Source organism: Bacteriovorax sp. BSW11_IV (assembly GCF_000447755.1).
Taxonomy (GTDB): Bacteria; Bdellovibrionota; Bacteriovoracia; order Bacteriovoracales; family Bacteriovoracaceae; genus BSW11-IV.
Genome location: NZ_AUNE01000054.1, coordinates 1 through 24936, shown reverse-complemented (window position 1 = coordinate 24936; position 24936 = coordinate 1). Strand labels below are relative to the sequence as shown.

Genomic DNA, 24936 nt, shown 5'->3' with positions numbered 1-24936 from the left:
GCGATGAAAAACTATACTTATTATCACAACCCAAGATGTTCAAAAAGTCGTGAAGGGCTGGCCCTTCTTGAAGCAAAAAAAGTGTCTTTAACGGTTAAGCTATATTTAACAGAAAAAATCACAGCAAAAGAAATCGAAGAGCTTTTTCTGGCATCAGGCCTTGAACCCCTTGATGGGCTTATTCGTACAAAAGAGGCCGCCTTTAAAGAGCTTGAGCTCAAAGATAAGAAAATGTCTGTAAAACAATGGGCCAAAGTTGTTGCTGAAAACCCTGTTTTATTAGAGCGCCCTGTCCTTACCAATGGCAAGAAGGCCATTGTAGGACGCCCTCCAGAAAATATGCTTGCCCTTCTTTAATAATTTCGTAGGGTTCAATCTTAATATTTGGGCCCTTTGACTACTTTTAAAGCCACATTTGCCAATAGATCTTCATATTTAATACGAATTTTCAGTAACTTAGTTTTTCTTGTAAAGAAGCCTTCTATAATGTCGATAAACACTAAAAGAAAACCCCACACTCCATGAGGGATTTATGAGATTTTTAACGACATTTAGTTTTTTATTGCTGAGCTTTACATCGCTCTATCTCTTTGCCACCGACATTGTTGTGGCAAGTGAAAACGGCGTGGCCAAGGCCATTATTGTCCGCGGGGATGTCAGCGCTAAAATTGATGGCAAGATGACTAAAATTAATAAGAACGATTGGCTTCCAGAAGGTGCAGTTGTTCAAACTCAAGATAAGAGTTTTGTTAAATTCTTACTCATTGATAAGTCGCAAATGAACTTGGGTCCAAACTCACAAATGGAAATCAGTGCTTTTCCACAAAAAGATGCTGGGATCATTACTCTGATGAAAGGTCAGCTTCGTTCAAAAGTTACGAAAGACTATATGAAGATGGATGATAAAGATCGCTCAAAGCTTTTCATCAAAACAAAAACTGCCGCCATGGGTGTTCGTGGTACAGATTTCCAAGTTAACTACTCTCCGGAAAATGACAACACAACTCTAATTACATTCGAGGGAGCTGTTGCCATGGGACAAATTGATGCCATTGAAAAGGCACGCTCATTTTCTCAAAAGAATTTAGAGTCCATTGTTTCAGGTCCAAATGCGGTAATGGTAAAGCAAGGTCAATTCTCAGGTGTTGCGCCAGCAAGATCTAATAGACCTAACGAGCCTATTAAAATTAACCCTGCACAGTTTGATGTACTTAAGAAAAATGAGACCGGAGCAGAAACTCCAGCGGCCACAAGCGAAACAACTTCGGCCACTAAAACATTTAAAAGCCCTATTCCTCCAGGCGTAAACAGCAAGGAATTTGCTAATGATACTTCTGCTGTGGCCAAGCAAGTTGCTGGAGCTGTGGGTGCAGACAATATGAAAAAGGCAATGGCCATTAAAGGTCCAAAAGACATTAAATTCGCCCCACCAGAAGGTTTTAAAGATAAAGAAACAGGGGCCTTTGCTCCGCCATCAGGTGGCTTTGTGGATCTAAAGACTGCTCAGTATATTCCACCACCAGCTGGTTCGGCCTTCGATGCTGTGACAAAAACATATGTGCCACCAAAAGAGATGGGAACATTTAATGCCAGAACTGGCCAGTATGTGAATACAACTTATAAGCTTATGGCCAATGGTAATATGGTTCTTAACACGAACTCTAGACTTCCTGCGAGCACTGACCCTAAGGCCCCACCGAAGCCTCCAGTAATGAATATCAATGAAACGAAACCAATGGAGCCTATTCCATTAGAAGGCCCAGAGTTAGTTGACGGAACTAGACCACTAGCTCCGCCACCAGAATTTAACTCAGATGTTTTAGTTGAGGATCGTGATAAGTTAATTGAACAAACAAATAACACTGTTCAACAGTCAAGAACTTCACGGGTAAAAGTGATCATTCGTTCTCAATAAAAGAATTTCATTTTATAATAAACTCAATATGTTATTTTAGTTGGCCCTCACGAAGAGGGCCCTCTTTATTTTCAAGGAAAGAAAATGAAGTTTCCGACTCTTCTTACTGCCATTTTACTTACTGGTGCGGCCTTTGCACAGACGCCAAAAGAATTCACGAATATCTATAGTTCATTCACTGAAGGGGCCTATGTCGAAGTAATAGAAGGGTTAAAACAAATCAAAGACTCTAAAGAAACTCTTGGTTTGAAGTACTATCTCTTCGGTGTTAGTTATGCAAGACTTCAAGAGTTTGATAAGGCCGCATATTATCTGGCCATGGCGCTTAAAGCGGGAAATAAATCAGAAGACCTCTACTACGAATTAGGACAGGCACTTTATGCTAAGAACGATTTAGATAAATCGAGAAAAGCATTTTATAAAGCGGCAAAAGGCAATTATAAGCGCCCTACTTCATTGTACTATATCGCTCACATCTCACAAATTTTAGAAGAGCACAAACGCGCTAAAAGCTTCTATGAACAAGTCTTAAATGACAAAGAAACATCAAATGATTTGGCCCAGGCCTCTCGTTTTCAACTTGCAGAAGTCATGCTTGAAATGGCCAGAGCAAAAGAAGATGCGAGTCGTATTGTTGAGAGCTATATTATCCCACAATATAAACTAACAATTAAAATGGATGAGAAATCATCTGTTGGCCAAGATGCCATTCGTCGTTTGAAAGAAGTTCAAAAGGAATTTGGACTAGACCCAAATCTGATGGTCAATGGTCGCACAATTCCAAGTAAGCGCTATCGCCTAAGCTTCTCACAGAGCATGGAGTACGATAACAACATCACTTTATCTTCAGATACGCCAGACGTTTCTTCATCACAAGAAGACAGTTTTCTTTTTAATACGAGTTTATACGCAAGTTATAAAATGGTTTTTAAAAGAAGATATCAAATTGAACCCGTAATTACTTATGATTATCTTAGACATCAAAACCAAGACACATCTAGCGTTTATACAAATGATTACTATCAAATTGGCTCAAAGCTAAGAACAAAATTTGAACATAAAATGTTCAATGCACCAGCTTCATTTATTTTCGACATAGAATATGATTATAAAAAACGTGACATAAATGCAGATCATAATCTAATTTTTAATAACCGCACGACGACTTTTGTTTTTGGTGAAAGATTAAAGTTTTTCAATTTTGGTGAATCTACTTTAAAATTTAAAATCAAGTCATTTAACTCATATTCAGAAACAAATCACTACGATTCCAAAGTTGTTTCGTTCGATCAAGTGGCCATACTAAATAGTGGAAGTCTTCTTATTGGTTTATGGCAAATGGATATGAATGACTACTTCAATAATGAAGAGTCATCGACAACGACAAATTTATTTCGTGTAGACTATATCCGTCCAAATTTCATGTTCAAAACGACTTTAAACTTGGCCCTCTCTCTTACAATGACGACGTATGAAAATGAGGCAAAGAGCGAAGCAAGAGGAACAGAGAAGACATGGAATCCCTACTTTAAACTCACTCGTAATATAACAGATTCATTAAGCATCGATTTCAGTTACAACTACACTAAGAATACTTCTTTAGAATCTACTCAAGAATATACTAAGCACGTAACTGCAACTGAAATCAATTACGACTTTTAGGGAATAAAACCATGTTTTCAAAAATCGTTAAGTACTTTGGACTAGTGCTGATTATCTCCTTTTCAGCGATCAGTGTCTTTTTCGCCATTGCGGAAAGGGAGATTGATAGGGCCGATCTAAAAAAGATGTTCTACTATACTTCATTTTTTGAAGATCGTTTTTACGACTTTAGAATGAGGCAGTCCCTTGACATGACAAGAGTTGATAAACGACTTGTGATGGCCGATATCGACGATTATTCCCTAAAAAAACTTGGCCAGTGGCCCGTGACACGTCATACTTGGTCTCACCTTGTTAGCAAGCTCAATACTTTTGGTGCTAAAGTTATTGCATTTGACGTTTTCTTTGGTGAAGAAACGAAAGTTTGTGGAACAGATGATCCAGATGGAGAATTTTTCGATTCCATTGTGAATTTTCAAGAGAAGCCAGGAAATAAAGTCATTCTTCCCTATTCACTTGTAACTCTTTATCAGGCCGACGAAGACTTCTATGAAGAAATGCCTGAGCATCTGTACAATTACGTAATGGACGCGAAACAAAGAGAAGGTCTGAATCTCATTGAGAGTAAAGTTTCAAAATCAGTTTACCCTATTCCAAAACTTCTCGATTCAGATGCGGCCCTTGGTCACATTCAAGTTGTCGCTGACTCAGATGGAATTATGAGACATTATCGTCTGGTTGGAAATATCGATACAATCTACTTACCTTCATACGCCCTTTCGACTTATCAGCATTTAACAGGTGATTCAACGACACTTGAACTTTTAGGACTTGAAAAAAGTGAACTTGTAACGACTAAGGGTCGTATGCAAGTCAATTATAAAGGGGAATCTAAAGTGAGATGGTTTGGTGGACCAAATCAATTTCCAAGAGTTCCTATCTACGACATCATCTCGGCAGGAGATAATGACGAAAAAATGAAAAGCATCTTTGATGGCACGGCCGTTTTTGTTGGGGCAAGTGCCTTTGGGGCATACGATCTTCGACATACTCCCATTGATCCCATTCTTCCTGGGGTATATTTTCACATGAATTTTACCAATATGCTCTTAGACGGAAGATTTTTTAAGCCACACTCTGAATCAACACTTTATTCTTGGTCGCTTCTGATTATTGGAACAGTTCTTATTCTTCTAATTCAATTTTTTGGCAATCCGATTCTTGATCTTGCGGGAGTTATTTTACTAAGTGCAGGCCTTTATCTTTTTGATACTTACTTTCTAACACCCGAAGGTTATGAGATTAAATTATTCTTTTGCCTCTTTAGTGTTATGGCCACTTATTCATGGAATACTTTCCTACACTTCTATTTGGCCAATAAAGACAAGGCCTTTTTAAAAAGTGCTTTTGGAAACTATATTTCGCCAGAGCTTATTGATGAGATGTATAAAAACGGAGAGCCTCCAAAGCTTGGTGGTGACTCAGGAGTAAGAACAGCATTTTTTACGGATATCCAAGGTTTCTCGACTTTTTCAGAAAAACTTTCTGCCACAGGATTAGTTGAACTTCTTAATGAATACCTCACGGCCATGACAGACATTCTTCTAGAAGAAAACGGGACTCTGGATAAATACGAGGGTGATGCCATTATCGCATTTTTTGGGGCGCCTATGCCACTGCCTGATCACGCAGCAAGAGCATGTATGGTTGCTCACAGAATGCAGGAAACTCTTTTAGAGCTTAGAAAAAAATGGCTCTCAGAGGGCGAGAAATGGCCTCAAATCGTTCACGATATGAGAATGAGAATTGGTATCAACTCTGGTGAAATCGTGACGGGAAATATGGGTTCAACTTCACGTATGAACTATACCATGATGGGAGACTCTGTAAACCTGGCCGCACGTTTAGAAGAATCGGCCAAGCAGTATGGAATTTTCACTCAAGTATCAAAAGAAACGGTGGAACTTGCTGGTGATGACTTCTTATGGCGAGAACTCGATACAATTCGCGTTGTGGGTAAATCAGTACCTGTAACAACATTTGAGCTTCTTGGTCTTAAAACAACTGGTGAACCCTATTTGCATGAACTTTCAAAATTCTTTAAAGCGGGAATCGAGTATTACAAGAAGCAAGAATGGGATATGGCCATAGAGCTTTTTACAAAAACACTTGAACTTGAATATCAAAGATTTCCAGAACTCAAAGGGGTTAAGACAAACCCCTCTGAAATCTATTTGGAGCGCTGTAAAGAATATAAAGTGAATCCCCCTATTCCAGATTGGGATGGAGTGTATACTCTAACTTCTAAATAGCGATTTTTTCTTTTTGACCATTTACAAGGCCGATAACTTCGAACACAACCTGATCAAGTTTTTCGGCCTCTTTCTTAAGAGACTCAGCAGAGGCCGACGCACTTGAGGCCGCTTGATTATTTTGATGAGTCACTGAATCTAAAAGTCTCATAGCCCGTGTAATTTCATCTACTCCCAAAGACTGTTCGCGACAGGCCTCGGCGATTTCGGTAACCTTACTATTCACTTCTACAACATTGCCTAAAATAGCATCGAGAGCATCTTTACACTCACGGGCCTTACTAGTTCCGCCCTCAACTTTTTCCTTACCTTCTTTAATAAGAACATCAACCATACTTGTGGTTTCAGAAACGATGCCTTCAACTTTTTTAATACTCGTTTCAATAAGACTTCTAATTTCTTCACTGGCCTTACCACTCATAGTAGCAAGATTTCCAACTTCCTCGGCAACTACGGCGAAACCTTTTCCACTCTCCCCAGCTCGTGCCGCCTCGACAGAAGCGTTAAAAGACAAAAGTTTTGTTTGGAAAACGATGTCATTAATAACACTGGTTTTAGTGTTGATCTCTTTAATGACATCAAGAATCTCTCCGATTTGTGTATTTGAATGAGTCATACGATCCATAACTTTTGAATTTGAATTTGAAATGTCATGGATGGCATCAAGCATTTCATCGACAGTTCTTTTTCCATCTTCGGCAGCACTTTGACTGCGTACAGATGTTTCTCTAGAATTTTGGGCCGAGTCGCTGTTGCGATTAATCATCGCCGATATTTCATCAATTGAAGCAACTGTTTCTTGCAGTGAAGACGCTTGATGAGAAGTGGCCTCTGATAAAACTTTTGAAGTATCAAAAGTCGTATCAGAACCTTTGGTAACATTTTGAGCAGAAGTCCTTAAGTTGTCAGCGATTTCGAGAAGTGGCCTTGAAACTCCCCTTTTAATAACAAAGCTTATAAGAAACGAAATTGCAAGAATACCAAACGCACTAAAAGCAATATATTTCATCATAAGAGCTGAAATATAATCATTTACATCATTGATATAAATCCCAGTCCCAAGCACCCAGCCCCATGGTTTAAATGATTTAACATAAGAAAGTTTTGGGGCACTTTTAGTCGGATCTTTTTTATCTGACCAAATATAATCAACGTATCCCTCACCATCTTTCTTTGCGATAACCGCCATATCAACGAAAAACTTTTTACCGGCCTTGTCTTTGAATTCTTTCAAAGAAGTACCATTTAACTTTGAACTTGTAGGGTGAATAATCATATTAGGTTCAAAGTCTTGTGCCCAAATATAATCATCGTGTTCGCGACCATAACGAAGACGAACAATATAATTTTTCGCATGCTCTTTGGCCTCGGCCTCAGTGATTTTTCCTTCTTGAACTTGATCTGCATAATATTGCAAAACATCTTCAGCAGTGGAAATAACATCTTGAAGAACAAAACGCTTTTCTTGCATTAAGGCCTCTTTAGTCGTTTTGTATGAGGCCGCCAACATAATGGCGTTGAACAATAGAAATGGACCTAGAGTCAGGGCCAAAATTTTTGTGTTTAAGCTTATTCCTCTCATGGAGTATTCCTTATTTGTGGAGAAATTATCTAATTAATGGCATCTATTTTCAGTTGTTTTTGGGCCAAAAAGAAACTTTTTATGATTTAGAACAATATTGATCGAATAAATATATAGTTAGAATGGAAGGCCAAAGATGAGGAGTTTTGATTATTCTGAAAATGTGCCATACTCTCTTGCTAATCAAAAGAGTATGGCCATTATTTCTTAGTAGTTAAGTGTTTCTTTCATGGCCGCAAGAACGCGATCAGTGTTTGGAAGAATAGCTCTTTCAAGGATTCTGTTAAATCCAACTGGAGTAAATGTCGAACCAACACGCTTCACTGGCGCGTCTAGGTGCTCAAATCCTTTCTCATTGATTAGAGCAACAATCTCTCCACCGAATCCACCAAAAACTTTATCTTCGTGTACTACTAGACACTTATTTGTTTTAGCGATTGAAGCAAGAATTGTTTCTTCATCTAGAGGAATTAGAGAGCGAAGATCGATAACTTCGATATTATATCCATCAGCAGCTAATTTCTCAGCGGCCTCTAGACAGTGGTGAACCGTATTTCCATAAGTCACAACAGTTAGATCTGAACCTTCTCTTCTTACGCGTGCTTTTCCAAAAGGAACTTCAAAGTCTTCAGGAACAACAGTTGCCGCTTGTTTAGCGTTATAAAGAGCTTTCGGCTCTAGGTATAGAGTTGGCCCTTCACTTCTCATGGCCGTTCTTAAAAGACCAGCAGCATCGTCAGCAAATGCAGGACATACAATTCTCACACCAGGAATACCTGCAAGGTTTCCTTCAAGGTTTTGTGAGTGGTAAAGACCACCACCGATATAACCACCTGAAGCAAGACGGATTAGCACGTTTGGTGCGAAAGCTCCGTTTGATCTCCAGTAGTCGTGTGAACACTCAAGGTATTGCTCCATTGCTGGCCAGAAGTAATCTGCAAATTCTGCACCTTCAACAACAACACGAATATCTTTTCTAAAACGTGAGAAACCGTTTGCCGTTCCAAGGATAAAGTCTTCGGCGATCGGACCGTTGAATACACGCTCTTTACCGAATTCTTGTTGCATACCTTTTGAAACGTTGAAGATACCACCCTTATCTTTGTTGGCCATATCTTGACCCCAGATAAATGTATTTGGGTTGTGTCTAAATTCTGCTTTTAAAGTTCCATTGATAGCATCAATGAACTTCACTTCTTCACCACTTTCGTTGTGAGTTCCATCCACGTACTTAGTTGGCACGTGAGCTGGAGCGTATACGAAATCGTAAATTGATTCAGGAGTTGGGTTTGGAGCTTGCATAGCAGATGTGTGAGCAGCTAGTAGCTCTTCTTTTTTAGCAGCATCAATTGCATCAAGTTCTTTTTCTGTGAAAAGCTTTGCTTTAACAAGTTCATTTCTAAAAGCAACTAATGGATCTTGAGCAGCTGCTTCAGCTCTTTCTTGCTCATCTCTATAAAGCTCGTGCTTATCAGAGTTTGAGTGAGAGTGGATACGAACACACATTGCGTGTACGATTACTGGCTCACTTTTTTCAAGAGCAATCTTTTTAGCTTCTTCCATAGCGTTCATTGAATCAAAAACGTCTTTACCATCACAGATGATGATATTTAAGTTTAAAAATCCCATGAAGTTTTCTGCACAAATTTCATTGGCAGTTTGGTCACACTTAGGAACAGAAATTCCGTAACCGTTATCTTGGAATACAAATACAACTGGAAGTTTTTCTCTAGATGCACCATTGATCGCTTCGTAAACGTAACCTTCTGATACAGAAGACTCACCTTGAGAAGAGATTGCAATACCTGGGTGCTTATAACGATCCATTGCACGAGCAACACCTACTGCGTGTAGAGGGTGGTTTCCTGTACAAGAAGAAACGTTGTGAATATTCCACTCTGGTTTTGCAAAGTGGTTAGACATGTGACGTCCACCTGAAGCAAGGTCAGTTCCTTTTGAAATACCATTTAGAATCAACTCTTCAGCAGTAAGGCCTGCAGAAAGAGCAGTAATCATATCTCTGTAATATGGAAAAAGGTGATCAGTTTCTTTGTTGAAAGTCTGACCAATAGCAAGTTGAATCGCATCGTGACCAGCACATGGTGCGTGGTATGACCAACCGATTGCTTGCTTTAGATAGTTAGGGGCACGATCATCAATCATGCGTCCTAGAGTTAAAATCTCATACCATTTCTTAAGAAGTTTTTTGTCCGTATTTTTTAACGTGTACTTCTTGGTAGGCTTAACTTTTACTGCCATAATTCTTTCCTCTATAAAGTAACAATAAGTAATTGAATTTAAAAAACCTAATTAACCATAGAAGGCCCCGCTCGTAAACACTTACAGGACCTTTCGCACCGAAATACTTTGGCGAAAATTAGCTATAAATTTAAAGTTTAGAACCCATAACTTTTGTTGGGAAAAGTTGTTCATAAGTCCTTGCAATTGTTGGAGACACACGACGCCATACATGGTTGCGATTAAGCTCTTTTGTATGGTGAAGACCAACTGCACCAAGAATCTCTGTCACCGACTCAACAGTTTTTCTGTGGTAGTTTGCGACACGAACATACTTATCTTCGACAACTAGCCCACGAACTAGGCCTTTATCTTGGGTGGCCACTCCAGTTGGACAAGTATTTTTGTTACACTCCAAGGCCTGAATACAACCTAGGGCCAGCATCATACCGCGAGCACTATAGCAAGCATCAGCTCCTAACGAGATACAACGAATAATATCAAACCCAGTTAAAATTTTTCCAGAGGCCAAAATCTTAACCTTGTCTCTTAGACCATATTCACGCAACAAATCTGTCGCGATAATTAGTCCATCGCGCAAACTCATCCCGATTGAGTTTGAAAATTCAATCGGCGCGGCCCCTGTTCCCCCTTCTCCTCCATCAATAGTGATAAAGTCTGGAACAATATTTTTTTCGTTCATAAGCTTACAAAGCTCTTCAAATTCCTCAGGAATACCGACGCACAATTTGATCCCGACAGGTTTTCCACCTGAAAGTTCACGAAGCTTAACAATAAAATCAAGAAGACCATCTAGCCCTTTAAAGGCCCTGTGTCTTGGAGGAGAATCGACTTCTGTATGGGGCTTCACCCCACGGGCCTTCGCTATTTCTTGTGTATTTTTTGAGGCCGGTAAAATTCCACCATGCCCAGGCTTTGCACCTTGTGAGAGCTTGATTTCGATCATCTTAACACTTTCTAGATGTGCGCGTTCTTTGAATTTATCGGCATCAAAACCACCATCATCAGCGCGACAGCCAAAGTAGCCCGTCCCAATTTGCCAAATAATATCTCCACCATAACGAAGATGGTATTCACTAATACTTCCCTCACCAGTGTTGTGGGCAAAGCCACCAAGCTTCGCACCACGGTTTAGGGCCATAATCGCATTACTGGATAGTGCACCAAAACTCATGGCCGAAATATTGAAAACACTTAGCGAGTAAGGTTTCTTACAATTTTCTCCTCCGACATTAATTCTTAAATTAATGTCGTGGGCCTCTTCTGGATTTAGAGGATTCATTGAATGATTAATCCACTCATATCCAGTTTCGTAAACATCAAGTTGTGTTCCAAATGGCGTAGTCGAAAGAGTGTCCTTCGCTCGTTGATAAACAACTGAGCGATAGATACGACTGATTGGCGTCCCATCGGTATCAGATTCAATGAAGTATTGATAAATTTTCGGCCTCAGTACTTCCATCACATAACGAAGTCTTCCGCCAATAGGATAATTGGCAATAATAGTGTGATGATGTTGGAACATATCATACACACCAAGGATAAAGAGAGGGACTGTAATGAAGAACAGCCAGTTCATACTCTGAGTCACAAATAATAGTCCAAATTGAACCATAAAAATTATTAGTGAAGCAGTTAGAAACTGACGGCGCATAAATTCCCTCTTTGATAAAGTTATATAGTCTTTTCGGCGGGAAAATATTTAAGTATAGATGAATAGTCAAAAGAAATAATTAAGAGACAAAAAAGCTCCCTTTGAAGAGAGCTTTTCTATTAGAAGCTTGACTTTAGAGTAAATGCTGTATGGGCATCTCTGTAACCAACAACAGAAATTGTATAAACACCTGAGGCCAAGTATTTTGTTACTTTTTCAGTATTAGTAACACCTAATGACTTAGCGATAACTCGACCAGAAGAATCTGAAACATAAAGGTCAAGATCTCCAAGACGATGAGTGAAGTTCAATTGCACACTAACAACTTTTGATTGTGTCACTGCCATTTTATAGTAGCGAACTTCCTTGGCCTCAAGTAACGCCTGGGCAACAGCAACTCCACTCACAAGAACTTTTGCCTGAGAAGCAGAGGTGTTTTCTTCTTCCTCTGTTGGTGGTTCAGGAGTGTCTGGCGAATCTGTGACCCCTCCAATATTTAATTCAACATCAGGAAATCGCGCCTCAATATTTTGAACAATTTTGTGCATGGGAACTGCATAGTTTTCATATCCGCGACCACGGCCATCGTTCCCGTAACCCGCATGGTGAATAGCATAGACCATGTGATCATCTTCAGAAAAAACAGGAGACCCAGATGAGCCGCCAAGAGTATCGGCGTTATGTGTGTATTCGGAAGCGATATCCTTTACAATACCTCGTGAAAACTTCTTAGTAGGATCACAGTATCTGTCCGTGTAGTAATCACAGTTTTGTTGAACAATATAAAGGGCATCACTTAGAGAGAATTCTTCTGTAGCAAGTCTCACCTTTCCATGTACTGTCCCAGGATTGCCTGCACATTTTAAAAGAGCGTAATCTAGAGTTTCATCGTTACCAATAAAAGTAGAACAATCATAGACTTTTTGCTCTAATTTAGTGACATCTTTTTCATGTTTAAAACGGGCCGTCACACCTTTTGCATAGCTAGCACTTGGAATACAGTGTTGATTAGTCATAAGGATATCATCACTGACCATAAAACCTGTACATCGAGAACCCATAACAGGAAGATCAATTGTCGCAACTGCATGACCATTCAATCTAATAGGTGAAGAACTTGCAAGCACAGTGATTTCTTGCCAATCAAGTTCACCGACAATGATCTGTGAACTCATAAACTTGTCAGAAAAATTATTCGCATTTTTTCCGCAAGACGAAGAGAGGACTAAGAGAACTAAAAATAACAGAGGCACTAAATTTCTAATCATGTCTTTGGACTCCTTCCAATAGATGTTCCCGGTTTTTGGGATAAACCCATGATCATTAAATAGAATAGTAAAGAGCTTCCCTCTTGGAACCCTTTTTTTAATGACATTTTCTAACTGGTAAAACGCTGAATAGGAGCTATTCTAGAGACATTGTGACACTACTTTGAAAACTCTTAGTAAGAAGTAGTGGCATTTTTTGATTATCAAAATTGTGAGAATTCAAGAGATTAAAGGCCTCTTTTTCTTCATTTGAAAAGAATAGCCTCTGTCCTATTTGATGAGAGAGTTCTTCATATTCGCTCTCGTCCAAAGAATTTAAAGTAGAAGACTGAGAACGTCTTAAAAAATATGAAAGCAAAAATCCTTTGAAAAACTTGAGGGAATGAAATGGATGAGTGTTCATATCACTTAAAAGATAATCAAAGTCTTTTTTAAATTGTTCTTCTTCAAGATAATCTCCCATGAGATCGTTAAAGCCACTCCACTCAACTAATGAGTGAATTCTTTTAAAGAAATTCACCTGCATCTTCTTTTGCTCTTCATCATGATTCATTTTATAGGCGTGTTCGAGGTCATGAGTAAGAAAAGTTAGAGTGTCTTCTTTGTGAAGAACTGGCTTAAAAAAACGTTTGCTTGAAATAAGCATAGTCACAGGTCTTAGGCCCAATGTTTGCCAATACAAGACTTCTTTTGGAGTTGGGATATAGGTAATTAACTTTGCTTGCCACTTACCTTTAAGCCACTGAAGAAGAACTTCATCAACATAAGGCTTGGTTTTTTTCAATTTATAATTTTCTAAAACATCGATAAAAAAAGACTCTGAATAATCATATGAATTGATATCAATGATTTTAGATTTTGAACTTTTCCTTTGAAGGAAATCACCCTGAAATTTGATAGATGACAAAGTAAATGCGTAGAGAGTGGCCATTAGTGCATCACTAATTTTTCCACTCTCCCATTTTGAAATAGCACTTTCAAGATCGAAGTCTTGCAATTATTTTACCTTTGCAGCGGCGATAGGCTCAAACTCACCTTTTTCATCGCTAAAGTTATAAACTTCACCTGTCTCAATAATATAGTGCCAACCAAAGATTTTCAGAGTGCCCTCTTCATATCTTTCTTTGATATAAGGAAAAGTCAGAAGGTTTCTCATTTGAACAAGAATATTCACTTGTTCAGTCAGCCATTCTCTTTCGTGAAGGTCATCTGGATTTGTCAAAAGTCTATCGACACGACCTTTAACTTCTTTTGAAACTTCTAACCAGCGGCGAACGTGTGGAATGTCCACAAGTTGTTCAGCAGTCATATGAAGGGCCGCACAACCTCCACAATTTGAGTGACCACAAACAACAATATTTTCAACTTTTAGAACTTTTACAGCGTATTCAATGGCCGCTGTCGTTGAAACGTATTCTTCTGTCTTTCTATATGGTGGCACAATATTGGCCACGTTTCTTACGATAAAAAGTTCACCTGGGTCAGTATTGGTAATAAGTGATGGCGAGACGCGTGAGTCTGAACAACCAATAAAAAGTGTATGCGGGTGTTGCGCCCTGCCAAGTTTCTCAAAAAGATCTTTGTGTTTTTGATAATCCTCTTTCCTAAACTGCATGATGCCTTTAAAAAGCTTATCCATAGTTATCCCCTTTTATTTAGAGCATAATATTGCCCAGTTTGCTTCCATGGACAAGTTTTTATTGAGCGAAAATCCGACATTTTCTGCACTGCGCACCTTTGTCACTTTAGTCAAAGTATTGTTTAATAGTCGCAATTGAAACTTTTAAGGAGATTTCCATGCCTGTAGCTACTTATGAGCAGTACTGTCAAATGCTAGAAAAAGCGAACAAAGAAGGATACGCCTATCCTGCTATCAACGTTACTTCAACTTCTACGGCCAATGCTGCCCTTAAGGCCTTTGCTGAAATGAAGTCAGATGGAATTATCCAAGTCTCTACTGGTGGTGGAGAATTCGCTTCAGGTTCAAATATTAAGGATATGGCACTTGGGGCCATTTCAATTGCTGAGCACGTTCACACAATGGCAAAGAAATACAATGTGTGTATCGCTCTTCACACTGACCACTGTCACCCTGATAAAGTTGAAAAATTCATGGTTCCCCTAATTGAAGAAACAGAAAAAAGAAGAGCTAAGGGGCTTCCAAATCTTTTCAACTCACATATGTTTGATGGATCTGAACTTCCACTTGAAGAAAATATCAGAGTATCTAAAGAGCTTCTTACTCGTTGTGCAAAAAACGAAATCATTCTTGAAATCGAAACAGGTGTTGTTGGTGGCGAAGAAGATGGAGTTAATAATGAAGGCACACCAGCTGATAAACTTTATACTTCTCCAGAAGAGATGGTTGCTATTGCAAAAGCTCTTCGTCCAATTGGTAAGTTTATGTACGCGGCCACTTTTGGAAACGTTCACGGCGTTTACAAGCCAGGTAACGTTAAGCTTCGTCCAGAGATTTTAAAGCAAGGACAAGACGCTGTTGTAAAAGAATTCGGTGATGAAGCTAGACATTGGTTAGTTTTCCACGGTGGTTCAGGCTCAGAGCTTTCTGAAATTCACGAAACTCTTGGTTACGGTGTTATTAAAATGAATATCGATACAGATACTCAATATGCTTATACGAGAGCAGTTGTTGATTATATGCTTAAAAACTACGATCAAGTTCTAAAAGTTGAAGGCGAAGTAGGAAATAAAAAATTCTACGATCCAAGAGCATGGATGAAGGTTGCAGAAAATTCAATGTGCGATAGAATTAAAGTGGCCTGTGACGATCTAAAATCGACTGGTAAATCTATTTTACTTTAATACGAAGGCCACGTAAGTGGCCTTTTTTATTCTGGAATTACATGATGAATAAACTCTTAGTTATAACCCTCTTTTTTTCAGTAAGCACTTGGGCGGATGCAAAAATTGATTTTTATAAAAAAGTGTTTCCAAATCTAAATTCAACAAAGTCACACAAAGTTGCTGATCCAATAAGCGATGAGCCTACTAATACTGAGATTCTCGAGGCCTTTGACGCTAAAAATAATCTGCTAGGCTACATCCGTGAAGTAAATACAACAACAGGTTGTAATAGTGCTTGTCTACCCGTTATCTTCACCCTTTTCTATGACAAGAATGTACAGTTCAAAAAACTCCTCAGCCGCGATGGCCTAACGAAAAAAAATCATGCCCCCTTCACTAACGAAGATTATCAAAAGCTAGAACTTATCCTATTAATGAATCCGAAAGAATTTAAAAAGGTTGGTTACCCAACAGAGATGGTTGATGGGATAACAGGAGCAACGCTCAAAGAATATGACCAAGTAGTCGTAAAAGAAGCGGCCTATAGTTCACTGAGAGTAAACACTTACAATCAACAAACCATGGCCGAAATAAAAAAGTTACAACAAAAAAAATAGATTCATTGACTACCAAGCAAGTATAGGACTATGTTTGCTCCATTCATAAACATGGGACAATCAATGAAACTTATTCTTTCTATTCTTATTTTAATAAGTACGACTCACGCTGCAATAAAGACCGAATATGAAGGCTCTAGAGTAGAAGATGTTTGGACATTGATTGAAGAAAATCCATATCAAAATCTTCCAAAAGAACAGATCAATATGAAGCGCCTTACGAGATGGGGTAAAAACAAATTGGCCCAATCAGCTTCAAGAACAATTAGCGATAAGAGTGATATCCTTCCCTATTTTGAAAAATTAGTACACGCCAGTGGTGTATGCCTACTTGGTACATGGGAAATTACAGAAGAGACTCTCTACTCTGGTTATTTTAAAAAGGGTGCAAATGCAATCATTATTGGTCGTGCTTCAAGTGCTCTTACTCATACAGAAGCAGGAGAAAAAAGAAGTTTAGGTCTAGCTGGAAAACTTTATCCAACAAGAGATTTTTATCACGCTGAAAATCTGAGAACTGCAAACTTTTTTACTATCGACGACTTGGGTGGAACAAAAGTTAATCAATTTTCAAAAACGGCACTTACAAATGAACCAGAAGTATCACTTAGCTTAAGCTCAGTGTTTCTCATCAGAATGGCCGCCTTTGTTGCTAAAGTTTTCAATAAGGCCGATGAAAATCCAAATATCAGACAATTGTGGCAAATATCTTCTCTTGGAGAGAAGAGTGAATCAACTGTAAGAACTCCAATGTGGATGAGACTAAGAGCTGCACCAGAATCAAAAAAATTATGGGCCTTAGACTTTAGAGATGAATTTACAAAAAATATCGAAGAAAACGGCGTAATGACATTCAATATCGAAGTTGCTGGTGATTTAGAAAAGGCCTGGGATCAGCCACAGAACTTTAAAAAAATTGGTCAAATTAAATTTACAAAAGATATGGCCAGTGAAAACTGTGACCACAGACTCCATTTCAATCATCCTAAATTTAGAACTGATATTCGTTAATTTTATCTGAGTGGTTATTCAAAAAGAATTTTCTGTGAGTACCACTCATTTTTTGAAAGATAAAACATAGAATCGAACATCCCACTCTTTCGAATGCGTTGTTTAACAAAGATTGGAAAACGATAGACAAGATTTTCAATATCAAAAAGATCATCACTTTCTTTTTCAATGCTCTTCAAGGAGTGTGTGTTAATGACATCCACGACTTTAGTGACACAGTTATTATCTAAAATATCATAGTCTCTATAACCTTTGAGATCACGATCCCACATATCCGTTTGAATATCTCCATGAATCGCCTGAACCTCATCTGATGATCCTCTGTAACGATAAAATTCAACGGACTGATCTCTATCAAGATATTTCTGAGTATGTTCTTTGGCATTATCAAATTCATAGACACGAAAAAAAGCAGAACTGAACATTTCAATTTTTTCTATAAAACTAGCATTTATAAGTTTTTTAAATTTTTCGCCTAGATTAATATCTAAGTTGTACTCAATAGCATGACACTGACTTAAATCGAGCTTAATTTGATCTGGACAGAAAGTTAGAAATGTATGACCGAGAATTGAACCACCACTTCCCGAATTCACAATGGTAAAATAAAGCCCAGTAAAACGTTCGTTTTTAGCATAAGCACAGTTTTGCCAAAGGGAGAAAACAAATAAGAGGAAAAGTATTGACCACTTCATCTCCCCCTTATCTCATGGCAGCTAAATAATGAAGGCCCTCATAATAAAAAATATCAATCTGACTAAAAAATCGACAGCTCCCTAGAAAACGGCAATTCAATATCAAATATTTATGAACCAAAAAAGGCCAAATTGTTGGCCTAAATATTGCTCCAATTTCTTAGATAGTTAGACGACAACAAAGAGATGACTTCTATTGTATAAGTTTATTTTAAATATCCTATTCATCTTTACTTTTTTTGCCACTACTTCAATGGATGGAACCGTACGCTCACCTGCGTCCCCGAACGATCCGCAAAATTATAAAATTATAAATGGTGGAAAAATTGACGATATTCCTAATGGAAGTTACGTAGAAGGCTCTTCAACTCACGGTGGTGCACAGCCAGATTACTATATGGATCTCGAAGACCCCATCGTCAAAACATATAGAGAGAAGGCCAAAGAACTTGGGAAGATGAGAAATCTCTCTTTTTGGGACAAAATAGATGAGATCACCAATATTATAGCGGATTCGGCCCTCATCGGACGTGAATACGATGATAAGAATCACAAGAGTGTATCAAAAAAATATTTGAAAAAAGATGGCAATGTACCTTTTAGTGAATACCTCTATTGCTCGGCCGGCGTTTGTCGAGAATACGCACTTCTTGCTCATATTCTTTTAAAAGAAGCAGGAATAGAAAATACTCACATGTATGCCACCATTCATAGAAAGAGTAATTACTATGATTATGATTTTGAAGAAGATCACGCTTTTAATGTCGTCAAATACAAAGGCGAAGAATGGGTTGTTGATACCTACTATGTTGGTTTTAACGGATATCGCTTAAAAGATCTTATGAGTAAAAAAGGAATTACAGAAAAAAGTAAAATGGCCCCCGTCGCCGAGGAGCACATCGAGTTTAGAAGAATTGTTGAAATCAACAATTACCCCCGTGTTTGGATTCCAAAAAAGAGACTTACTTCCAAATGTATGGATGCGATCAATAAATTTATAAAAAAATAATTTAAAAAGAACACGTCCTGAGCTCTGCCCCATCAATATACACTTTCTCAATCCCTTTTTCATGGGAGCCTAGAATATAAAGTGACTTCTCTTTTTTACCATTAGTATGCTCGCCAGAAGCACAGGCATCATACTCTACACCTTCATAATCAAGACACTGTACAAAAGGGCCTTTGGAGTGAATAGTAAGACGAAACTCAGAGCGCCCCACGTAAGCGAACTCTCCTTCATGGGTGATTTTAACTTGGCAACTCTTACCATTTTCAAGCTGACCAACAAAGACACCCTCTTGGATAAATCCCGCCTGTACTATATGCCCCACAGTCAAAAAAACGAAGAAAATTAATGACTTCATGAGTCCTCCTTATGTGCCTTTCTCATACCTTGGGAAGAAGGAAGCGATCATAAATATATCTAACTCATGGTAATAATTGCGAGGCAGGTTCGCCACAATCCCTCTGATAAATGGCCCAAACGAGTAAGAAAATCTAAAAGAGTGAAAAAGAAAAATCATATTAAATACCTCTACAACAAACACAACTAACAAGGATAAAAATTATGAAAAATCTTTTACTTATGATCTGTGCTCTTTCTTCACTTTCGGCCTTTGCAAACTACAACTGTGCCGTAAAAATTGTGACTGAAAGAAACTTTCTTTCCGATAAAGAGCAAATTGCCCTTGCATTTTCTACAACAGAAAATGGTTCAACAGAAATTGGAACAACTAACGTTTTAGAATTAAAATCTCAAGACGGTTACAAATATATGTTTTGGTTTGAAGGCGAAACAATGTGCAACAGCGCAGACTGTTCACTAGAAGCAACACTTAAATCAACATATAACGATGCAGATAATAATTTTGTTGGTCATGCAAGTTTTCAGAAAAAGATTTCAATCAAAATTAATCAAGAAAGAAAATTCATCGTCGCCACGAAGGGAAATAAGACAAAATCAATTACGATTGATTGCTCAAACTAAATTTCAAAAGTGCCATGTTCCCTAAAGAAAAATTAAGGGTACGTGGCACCTAAAAAATTTCACAAACCGACTCTAAGTAGAGCGCCAGTTTATTTCTTAGGTAGAGAGGATCATCAAAGCGAATATCTTCTTTTTTGGAGATTGAGTATTCAGCGTCGGATGAGAAGTCGGGATAGTTCCAATTGATTTCGGCCACGCATGAAACGTGGGAGTCGTTTTTAATTGTCACTGTAATTGATTGGCAGACTTTTAGTTTTTTACTTTCTGCCCCTGGATACTTTTTGCAAAGAGAGATAAGGCCTTGCTTGACGCTTTGATTGGGCGTTTTCAAGGCCTTCAAAATATCTTCTTCGAATGAGCGAACCACAAAGACATTGTCACCCTCGACGTGGCAAGAGATGTCTTTGTGCGTGTCCGTTTCAAGGTAGCGAAAGGCAAAGTTTTCAAGAGTGAAAATGATAAGAGAAGAAAGCCCGCCCTCTGCGCGTAAGCGCTCAAGGTTTTGATCGTGGATTTTCTTTTCTAAGGCCTCTTTATCAAATTCACTCATGATCTTTATCCTGTAATTTCTACGCTAGTGTTTTTGAAACAATTTCAAAAACGTTCTTCGATAGACCTTCAGTTTCTACGATGCGAGTAAGTTCAACTTTCGCAAGCTCTTTAAGGTTCGATGGAAGACGTTTGTAGTCTTTGAAAAGTGTCGCAAAACGTGAAGCAATTTGTGGGTTTTGCTTATCAAGTTCTAAAATCTTATTAGCAACAAGTTTATATCCTCTACCAGATTCGTGATTGAATTGAGTATAGTTAGCAGCAAAACTTCCATAAAGAGCTCTTACAATATTTGGAACTGTTCTATCGTAGTGCTTATCTTGTTCCATCTCAAGAACTTTATCGTAAACTGAGTCGCTTGGATTTCCACCAAGAATACCAAGAAGCTTTTGATACACAAGAGTCTGTGAAGACCACTTGTCATAGAAGCTTTTCACGGCCTTATCAGCACCTTGTGCTTCATTGTGAACGAGAAGTTGTAATGCCTTAGCTTCATCAGTCATATTTGTAGCGTTGTAGAATTGACCTTCGGCCATGGCCACAGTTTCTTCTGTTCCAATTTGCATAAGCATTGATAGAGCAAGATTTTTAAGTGATCTCTCTCCCATAGCAGCAGCAGAAACACTAAAAGGCTTCTCTGTTGCTAGATCTGAATAAATCTTAGCAAATTCTCTTTCATAAGTGCTCGCCAGAGAATTAAGTACAAATTCACATACAGCGTGTGTCGCTTTGTAATCAATCACTTCTTGACGCTGGTGAAGGGTTCCTTGACCAGGAAGAGTTAGAGCAAGGGCCTTGAACATATTATCAATTGAATTATCCTCGATAATTTTCCCATAAGCTTTTTCAAAAAGTGGATCAACACTTAGTTTCTCGGCTTTTTGAGCTTTGGCCACAAGATCAAGCATCATTTGAGTTGCAAACTCTTGAGCTGCTTCATAGCGGTTGAATGAATCACTATCGTGGGCCATTAAGAAAGCAAGATCTTCTTTTGAGTTGTCACTTTCAAGATTGATTGGTGCCGAGAAGTTTCTGTTAAGAGAAACAACTGGTAGGACATCAATATTTTTAAAAGTAAATGTCTCTTCTTTTTTTGTTAATAGGACAATCCCTTCTGCAATTTGTGGTTGAGATGAAGCATCAACTAGAGTTAGCGCCATATCTTTTCCACTCGCATTGAGAAGACCTAACTTCATTGGAATAAGCATAGGAAGTTTATTTGTCTGTCCTGGAGTATCTGGGATTGATTGCGTAAACGTAATTGAAAATTCTTTTTTAGAAGAATCATAATTATATTTCGCTACAACTTTTGGTGTTCCCGCTTGGTCGTACCATAGTTTAAATTGCGAGAAGTCGTAATTGCCATTAGCAACGCTCATGGCATTTAGGAAGTCTTCTGTCGTTACAGCTTGACCATCGTGAAGTTCAAAGTACTTGTCCATACCTTTTCTGAAACCATCACGGCCAAGAAGTGTTTCGTACATACGAATAACTTCAGCACCTTTTTCATAAATAGTCGCTGTATAGAAATTATTAATTTCAATGTATGACTTTGGCTTAATTGGGTGAGCGTTTGGTCCAGCGTCTTCAGAGAATTGACGAGAACGAAGAGCTTGCACTCCTTGAATACGGTCAACAACTCTTGAGTTCATATCAGATGAAAACTCTTGATCGCGATAAACTGTTAAACCTTCTTTAAGAGTTAGTTGGAACCAATCTCTACAAGTAACACGGTTTCCTGTCCAGTTGTGGAAGTATTCGTGACCAATAACTGATTCAATACCGTAGAAGTCTTTATCAGTTGCCGTTTGTTGGTTGGCAAGAACGTAGGCCGAGTTAAAAATATTCAGACCTTTATTTTCCATGGCACCCATGTTGAATGAATCAACAGCTACGATCATGTAAATATCAAGATCGTACTCAAGACCAAAACGGTCTTCGTCCCATTTCATTGATTTTTTCAAACTCTCCATGGCGTGATCACATTTATCTTCATTACCTTTATCAATGTAGATTCTTAGATCAATCTTTCTGCCACTGCCTGTTGTATAAGAGTCTTGCACAAGAGCAAGATCACCCGCCACAAGTGCGTAAAGGTAACAAGGCTTATAGAAGGGGTCTTCCCAAACAGCGAAGTGTTTTCCGTCTGCTAGATCTCCTGATTCAATTGGGTTACCGTTTGATAAAAGAACAGGGTATTCTTTTTTATCAGCGATCATTTTTGTCGTGAATTTTGAAAGTGAGTCAGGTCTATCTTGGAAGTAAGTGATTCTTCTAAAACCTTGCGCTTCGTTTTGTGTACAGAAAATACCACCAGACTTGTAAAGACCATCAAGGGCCTTGTTGGCCTCAGGGTTAATCTCAACAAGAATTTCTAGTGTGAAATTTTCCGTTGGAAGATTTGATAGAACAAGTGTGTCGTCTTTTTTAGCAAAAGAAGTAAACTCTTGTCCATTCACTTTAATCCACTCAAGTTTCAGTTCTTCTCCATCTAAAACTAAATCGCTCCCCTTTTTCAAAGGTTCAACTTCAATTTTAGAATGAACAAGTGTGTTCGTATTATGGAGTTCAAATGTCAGGTATACAGTTTCAAATTTATAATCTACAGGTGTGTAGTCTTTTAAATGAATAGTAGATGGTGTGCTTTCTTTCATGGCAGCCTCTTTCTTGTTTATACGTTTGTGGCATACTACTCTTATACCCCCTTTTTGTCAGCTAAATAGCGAAAAACAGTGGAAAGTTTAAGAACAATTTTTCCTGCCTCTTGCGGTAAATGGCCCTTATGCAAGATAATAGGCTAAGGTGTTAAAATTGTTTATGAACAAACGGGACTAAGATCTGTGAGTGACGCAAATAAAAAACATTATTTTACGACGATCTCTAAAGAAGAAGCAGTTAGTTTCCTCTCGCGTGCGCCACAAGATGAACGCACAGTGAGCCTATGGCAAAAAGGTCAGAACCAAGACGACGTAGAGGAGTATCGCATTTCGGCCTTCGATGAAAAAAATATGGCCATTATTCTTGAATCGACAGGTGGCTTTTTATCTAAGCTTGCAGGAACAGATCTTCTGTACAAAGAAGTTTTTTTCAAAATTAATTTTGAGACAATTAATATATTCTCTTATTCGACGCTTAAAAAAAATAGTTCGGGAAAATATGAGTTGCGCGTTTTAAACGACGTATACAAAAGTCAAAAAAGATCAAATTATCGCCTGCTGGCAGGTCGCCATGTTGCTCTTCAATTTAAAATTGCAGATATCGTTTACAATGCGCTGGATATTTCAGCAGGTGGAACGAGTATAATGGTTGAAACTGATAAGAAAGATCTCTTCTCGAAAAATAGTGTTCATAAAGATTGTCGCCTACGAATTAACAGGGCACAGTTTGATATTCCCTTCGTAAAAATTGTAGGACAATGGGAACAATTTCACCGCGATGGAAACCCAACAGGTGAAATGAAATTGGGGATCGCTTTTATTGATCTTCCTGAGCGCACAGAAGAAGAACTTTTTAAAGAGATCAACTCTGAAGCGCGTGCAGAAGAAATCAGAAAGAAAATGAACCTTTAGTTCGCTTCTTGCTCTTTATTTAAATGAATACAACTCGAGCTCACTTCACCTTTTTGTAAAAGACTTTTTGCCACATGCAAATCTTTTAGTCCATTGAAGGCCGCTTCATTTTTTGTAAAAAATTCGAATGCTTCTTTTCTCGGTAAAGATAATAACGTTGTCATCACCTCCGTCTTCAAAGAAGGGAATGCGATTAACATTTCTTGAAGTTCTCCAAAAAGATTTTCAGGACAAGAAATAAAAAGTGTTCGCACATATGAGCGGGCCACAACTTCATTTTTTAAATAACGAATCTTCTCCCCCTGAGTGACTATCCACTTCGGGTGATATTTTGCGAGATGTAAAATGGCACGATCAAGATAATCGCCGTCTTTGACTCGATATATTGACCTCTCCATAGAGGCAAGAACATCGGGATGATTAGGGATTATTCGGCCAAGATAAGTTAAGGCCAAGGCCTGCTCCTTACCGGCACTTAAATAAAGAAGTCGCTGTAAGGCCAAGGCCTTTTTCTCTCCTGACATGGCACTTGTGTGTAAGGCCGAATTCAAGTGAACAAGAAGTGCTTCGTTATTTTGTTTTTCAACTTCAGGATAAATTTTTTCTATGCGAGCACCAGTCCAACTTGAAACGATCTTACCCAAAGATTTCGCTAATCCTATACGGGCATCGTTAGAGATCTTGCTGGCCCATAATTTATCAAATTCATCACGCGCCTGCTTTTCATCATAGAAGTACCCAAGATGTTCAAGAACATGTGCAAAGGGCTGACCTTCTAATTTAAGGCCCTTATCAATAATCCATGCAAAGGCCTTCTGATCTCTTTTTTGCGAGAGTCTAAAAAGTGACCCATAAAATTCATGGTTCTCAGGATTTTTTAGTGCCTCTAAGTCGCTGAAATAAAGTTCACGATTCACATCGTCCTGACTCTTTTGTGCTGGACTTTCATCTTTTTTATTCATTGTATTGAGTGCAACTAGGCCTACAAGCCCTAGTAATATGGCCGATATAGAAACGATCAGACCAATCTTTTTAATCATGTTAACTATCCTTAAAAGCGTTATGGCCGCTTGCAAAAAAAAACTTCATACCATACTTAATTGATTGACTA

Annotated in this window: 21 protein-coding genes; 10 read left to right on the top strand and 11 right to left on the bottom strand. The window is 38.4% G+C overall.

What is annotated here, in order from left to right; genetic code table 11:
* Positions 1-3 precede the first annotated feature (3 nt).
* From arsC to M899_RS18600, 4 genes are all read left to right on the top strand, one after another.
* Complete coding sequence (gene arsC, locus M899_RS15935; RefSeq protein ID WP_021272517.1) at positions 4-357, top strand: arsenate reductase (glutaredoxin); 354 nt, start codon at positions 4-6, stop codon at positions 355-357.
* 175 nt (positions 358-532) lie between these two features.
* Positions 533-1915, top strand: coding sequence for a FecR family protein (locus M899_RS15930; protein WP_021272524.1), 1383 nt, complete (start codon positions 533-535; stop codon positions 1913-1915).
* An 84-nt stretch (positions 1916-1999) separates the two neighbouring features.
* Complete coding sequence (locus M899_RS15925) at positions 2000-3577, top strand: tetratricopeptide repeat protein (protein WP_021272497.1); 1578 nt, start codon at positions 2000-2002, stop codon at positions 3575-3577.
* Between the two features lie 11 nt (positions 3578-3588).
* Positions 3589-5829 carry an adenylate/guanylate cyclase domain-containing protein gene (locus tag M899_RS18600; RefSeq protein ID WP_021272498.1) on the top strand — a complete coding sequence of 747 codons (2241 nt, stop codon included), beginning with the start codon at positions 3589-3591 and terminating at the stop codon, positions 5827-5829.
* Here M899_RS18600 and M899_RS15915 read toward each other — a convergent pair.
* From M899_RS15915 to M899_RS15890, 6 genes are all read right to left on the bottom strand, one after another.
* The gene (locus tag M899_RS15915) at positions 5822-7411 is read right to left on the bottom strand and encodes a methyl-accepting chemotaxis protein (RefSeq protein WP_021272520.1); all 1590 of its coding nucleotides are present in this window, start codon (positions 7409-7411) and stop codon (positions 5822-5824) included. The two genes, M899_RS18600 and M899_RS15915, sit on opposite strands and share 8 nt — an antisense overlap.
* 207 nt (positions 7412-7618) lie before the next feature.
* Positions 7619-9670, bottom strand: coding sequence for an alpha-ketoacid dehydrogenase subunit alpha/beta (locus M899_RS15910; RefSeq protein WP_021272515.1), 2052 nt, complete (start codon positions 9668-9670; stop codon positions 7619-7621).
* Between the two features lie 130 nt (positions 9671-9800).
* Positions 9801-11324: an FMN-binding glutamate synthase family protein gene (locus tag M899_RS15905; RefSeq protein WP_034729971.1), complete on the bottom strand. Its 1524-nt coding sequence runs from the start codon at positions 11322-11324 to the stop codon at positions 9801-9803.
* A gap of 119 nt (positions 11325-11443) precedes the next feature.
* Positions 11444-12592, bottom strand: a complete 1149-nt coding sequence (locus M899_RS18070) for a trypsin-like serine peptidase (protein ID WP_021272511.1) — start codon at positions 12590-12592, stop codon at positions 11444-11446.
* Between the two features lie 136 nt (positions 12593-12728).
* The gene (locus M899_RS15895; RefSeq protein ID WP_021272508.1) at positions 12729-13589 is read right to left on the bottom strand and encodes a hypothetical protein; all 861 of its coding nucleotides are present in this window, start codon (positions 13587-13589) and stop codon (positions 12729-12731) included.
* The gene (locus tag M899_RS15890) at positions 13590-14231 is read right to left on the bottom strand and encodes a carbonic anhydrase (protein WP_021272514.1); all 642 of its coding nucleotides are present in this window, start codon (positions 14229-14231) and stop codon (positions 13590-13592) included.
* Positions 14232-14365: 134 nt separating this feature from the next.
* Here M899_RS15890 and fbaA point away from each other — a divergent pair, with 134 nt between their 5' ends.
* The 3 genes from fbaA to M899_RS15875 all read left to right on the top strand — a co-directional run bounded on the left by fbaA (position 14366) and on the right by M899_RS15875 (position 17025).
* Positions 14366-15415 carry a class II fructose-bisphosphate aldolase gene (gene fbaA, locus M899_RS15885; protein WP_369795343.1) on the top strand — a complete coding sequence of 350 codons (1050 nt, stop codon included), beginning with the start codon at positions 14366-14368 and terminating at the stop codon, positions 15413-15415.
* A gap of 44 nt (positions 15416-15459) precedes the next feature.
* Complete coding sequence (locus tag M899_RS15880; RefSeq protein ID WP_034729968.1) at positions 15460-16014, top strand: hypothetical protein; 555 nt, start codon at positions 15460-15462, stop codon at positions 16012-16014.
* Between the two features lie 63 nt (positions 16015-16077).
* On the top strand, positions 16078-17025 hold the full coding sequence (locus M899_RS15875; protein ID WP_021272507.1) for a hypothetical protein: 948 nt from the start codon (positions 16078-16080) through the stop codon (positions 17023-17025).
* A gap of 14 nt (positions 17026-17039) precedes the next feature.
* On the opposite strand, the gene M899_RS15870 is transcribed toward M899_RS15875, so the two are convergent.
* Positions 17040-17720: a lipoprotein N-acyltransferase Lnb domain-containing protein gene (locus M899_RS15870; protein ID WP_021272510.1), complete on the bottom strand. Its 681-nt coding sequence runs from the start codon at positions 17718-17720 to the stop codon at positions 17040-17042.
* 253 nt (positions 17721-17973) lie between these two features.
* On the opposite strand from M899_RS15870, the gene M899_RS15865 reads away from it, so the two are divergent.
* Positions 17974-18729, top strand: a complete 756-nt coding sequence (locus M899_RS15865) for an arylamine N-acetyltransferase (RefSeq protein ID WP_155897246.1) — start codon at positions 17974-17976, stop codon at positions 18727-18729.
* Position 18730: 1 nt separating this feature from the next.
* Here M899_RS15865 and M899_RS15860 read toward each other — a convergent pair whose 3' ends face one another.
* On the bottom strand, positions 18731-19084 hold the full coding sequence (locus tag M899_RS15860; protein ID WP_021272503.1) for a hypothetical protein: 354 nt from the start codon (positions 19082-19084) through the stop codon (positions 18731-18733).
* 203 nt (positions 19085-19287) lie between these two features.
* On the opposite strand from M899_RS15860, the gene M899_RS15855 reads away from it, so the two are divergent.
* Entirely contained in the window at positions 19288-19707 is a 420-nt protein-coding gene (locus tag M899_RS15855) for a hypothetical protein (RefSeq protein ID WP_021272523.1), read from the top strand.
* A 49-nt stretch (positions 19708-19756) separates the two neighbouring features.
* Here M899_RS15855 and M899_RS15850 read toward each other — a convergent pair whose 3' ends face one another.
* Both M899_RS15850 and pepN read right to left on the bottom strand, forming a co-directional pair.
* Positions 19757-20257: a hypothetical protein gene (locus tag M899_RS15850; protein WP_021272500.1), complete on the bottom strand. Its 501-nt coding sequence runs from the start codon at positions 20255-20257 to the stop codon at positions 19757-19759.
* A 19-nt stretch (positions 20258-20276) separates the two neighbouring features.
* The gene (gene pepN, locus M899_RS15845; RefSeq protein WP_021272496.1) at positions 20277-22910 is read right to left on the bottom strand and encodes an aminopeptidase N; all 2634 of its coding nucleotides are present in this window, start codon (positions 22908-22910) and stop codon (positions 20277-20279) included.
* A gap of 186 nt (positions 22911-23096) precedes the next feature.
* Here pepN and M899_RS15840 point away from each other — a divergent pair, with 186 nt between their 5' ends.
* Positions 23097-23825 (top strand): PilZ domain-containing protein, encoded by a 729-nt coding sequence (locus M899_RS15840; protein WP_021272521.1) that lies wholly within the window; start codon positions 23097-23099, stop codon positions 23823-23825.
* Here M899_RS15840 and M899_RS15835 read toward each other — a convergent pair.
* Positions 23822-24865: a hypothetical protein gene (locus M899_RS15835; RefSeq protein WP_021272509.1), complete on the bottom strand. Its 1044-nt coding sequence runs from the start codon at positions 24863-24865 to the stop codon at positions 23822-23824. The two genes, M899_RS15840 and M899_RS15835, sit on opposite strands and share 4 nt — an antisense overlap.
* Positions 24866-24936 lie beyond the last annotated feature (71 nt).

What these genes read in the sequence shown, in the direction of transcription:
- M899_RS15865 (WP_155897246.1), top strand. Translation starts at nt 17,974, where the DNA reads ATGGATGGAACCGTACGCTCACCTGCGTCCCCGAACGATCCGCAAAAT.
- M899_RS15870 (WP_021272510.1), bottom strand. Translation starts at nt 17,720, where the DNA reads ATGAAGTGGTCAATACTTTTCCTCTTATTTGTTTTCTCCCTTTGGCAA.
- M899_RS15835 (WP_021272509.1), bottom strand. Translation starts at nt 24,865, where the DNA reads ATGATTAAAAAGATTGGTCTGATCGTTTCTATATCGGCCATATTACTA.
- M899_RS15925 (WP_021272497.1), top strand. Translation starts at nt 2,000, where the DNA reads ATGAAGTTTCCGACTCTTCTTACTGCCATTTTACTTACTGGTGCGGCC.
- M899_RS15880 (WP_034729968.1), top strand. Translation starts at nt 15,460, where the DNA reads ATGAATAAACTCTTAGTTATAACCCTCTTTTTTTCAGTAAGCACTTGG.
- M899_RS15850 (WP_021272500.1), bottom strand. Translation starts at nt 20,257, where the DNA reads ATGAGTGAATTTGATAAAGAGGCCTTAGAAAAGAAAATCCACGATCAA.
- M899_RS18070 (WP_021272511.1), bottom strand. Translation starts at nt 12,592, where the DNA reads ATGATTAGAAATTTAGTGCCTCTGTTATTTTTAGTTCTCTTAGTCCTC.
- M899_RS15855 (WP_021272523.1), top strand. Translation starts at nt 19,288, where the DNA reads ATGAAAAATCTTTTACTTATGATCTGTGCTCTTTCTTCACTTTCGGCC.
- M899_RS15875 (WP_021272507.1), top strand. Translation starts at nt 16,078, where the DNA reads ATGAAACTTATTCTTTCTATTCTTATTTTAATAAGTACGACTCACGCT.
- arsC (WP_021272517.1), top strand. Translation starts at nt 4, where the DNA reads ATGAAAAACTATACTTATTATCACAACCCAAGATGTTCAAAAAGTCGT.
- M899_RS15930 (WP_021272524.1), top strand. Translation starts at nt 533, where the DNA reads ATGAGATTTTTAACGACATTTAGTTTTTTATTGCTGAGCTTTACATCG.
- M899_RS15915 (WP_021272520.1), bottom strand. Translation starts at nt 7,411, where the DNA reads ATGAGAGGAATAAGCTTAAACACAAAAATTTTGGCCCTGACTCTAGGT.
- M899_RS15890 (WP_021272514.1), bottom strand. Translation starts at nt 14,231, where the DNA reads ATGGATAAGCTTTTTAAAGGCATCATGCAGTTTAGGAAAGAGGATTAT.
- M899_RS15905 (WP_034729971.1), bottom strand. Translation starts at nt 11,324, where the DNA reads ATGCGCCGTCAGTTTCTAACTGCTTCACTAATAATTTTTATGGTTCAA.
- M899_RS15910 (WP_021272515.1), bottom strand. Translation starts at nt 9,670, where the DNA reads ATGGCAGTAAAAGTTAAGCCTACCAAGAAGTACACGTTAAAAAATACG.
- M899_RS15860 (WP_021272503.1), bottom strand. Translation starts at nt 19,084, where the DNA reads ATGAAGTCATTAATTTTCTTCGTTTTTTTGACTGTGGGGCATATAGTA.
- M899_RS18600 (WP_021272498.1), top strand. Translation starts at nt 3,589, where the DNA reads ATGTTTTCAAAAATCGTTAAGTACTTTGGACTAGTGCTGATTATCTCC.
- pepN (WP_021272496.1), bottom strand. Translation starts at nt 22,910, where the DNA reads ATGAAAGAAAGCACACCATCTACTATTCATTTAAAAGACTACACACCT.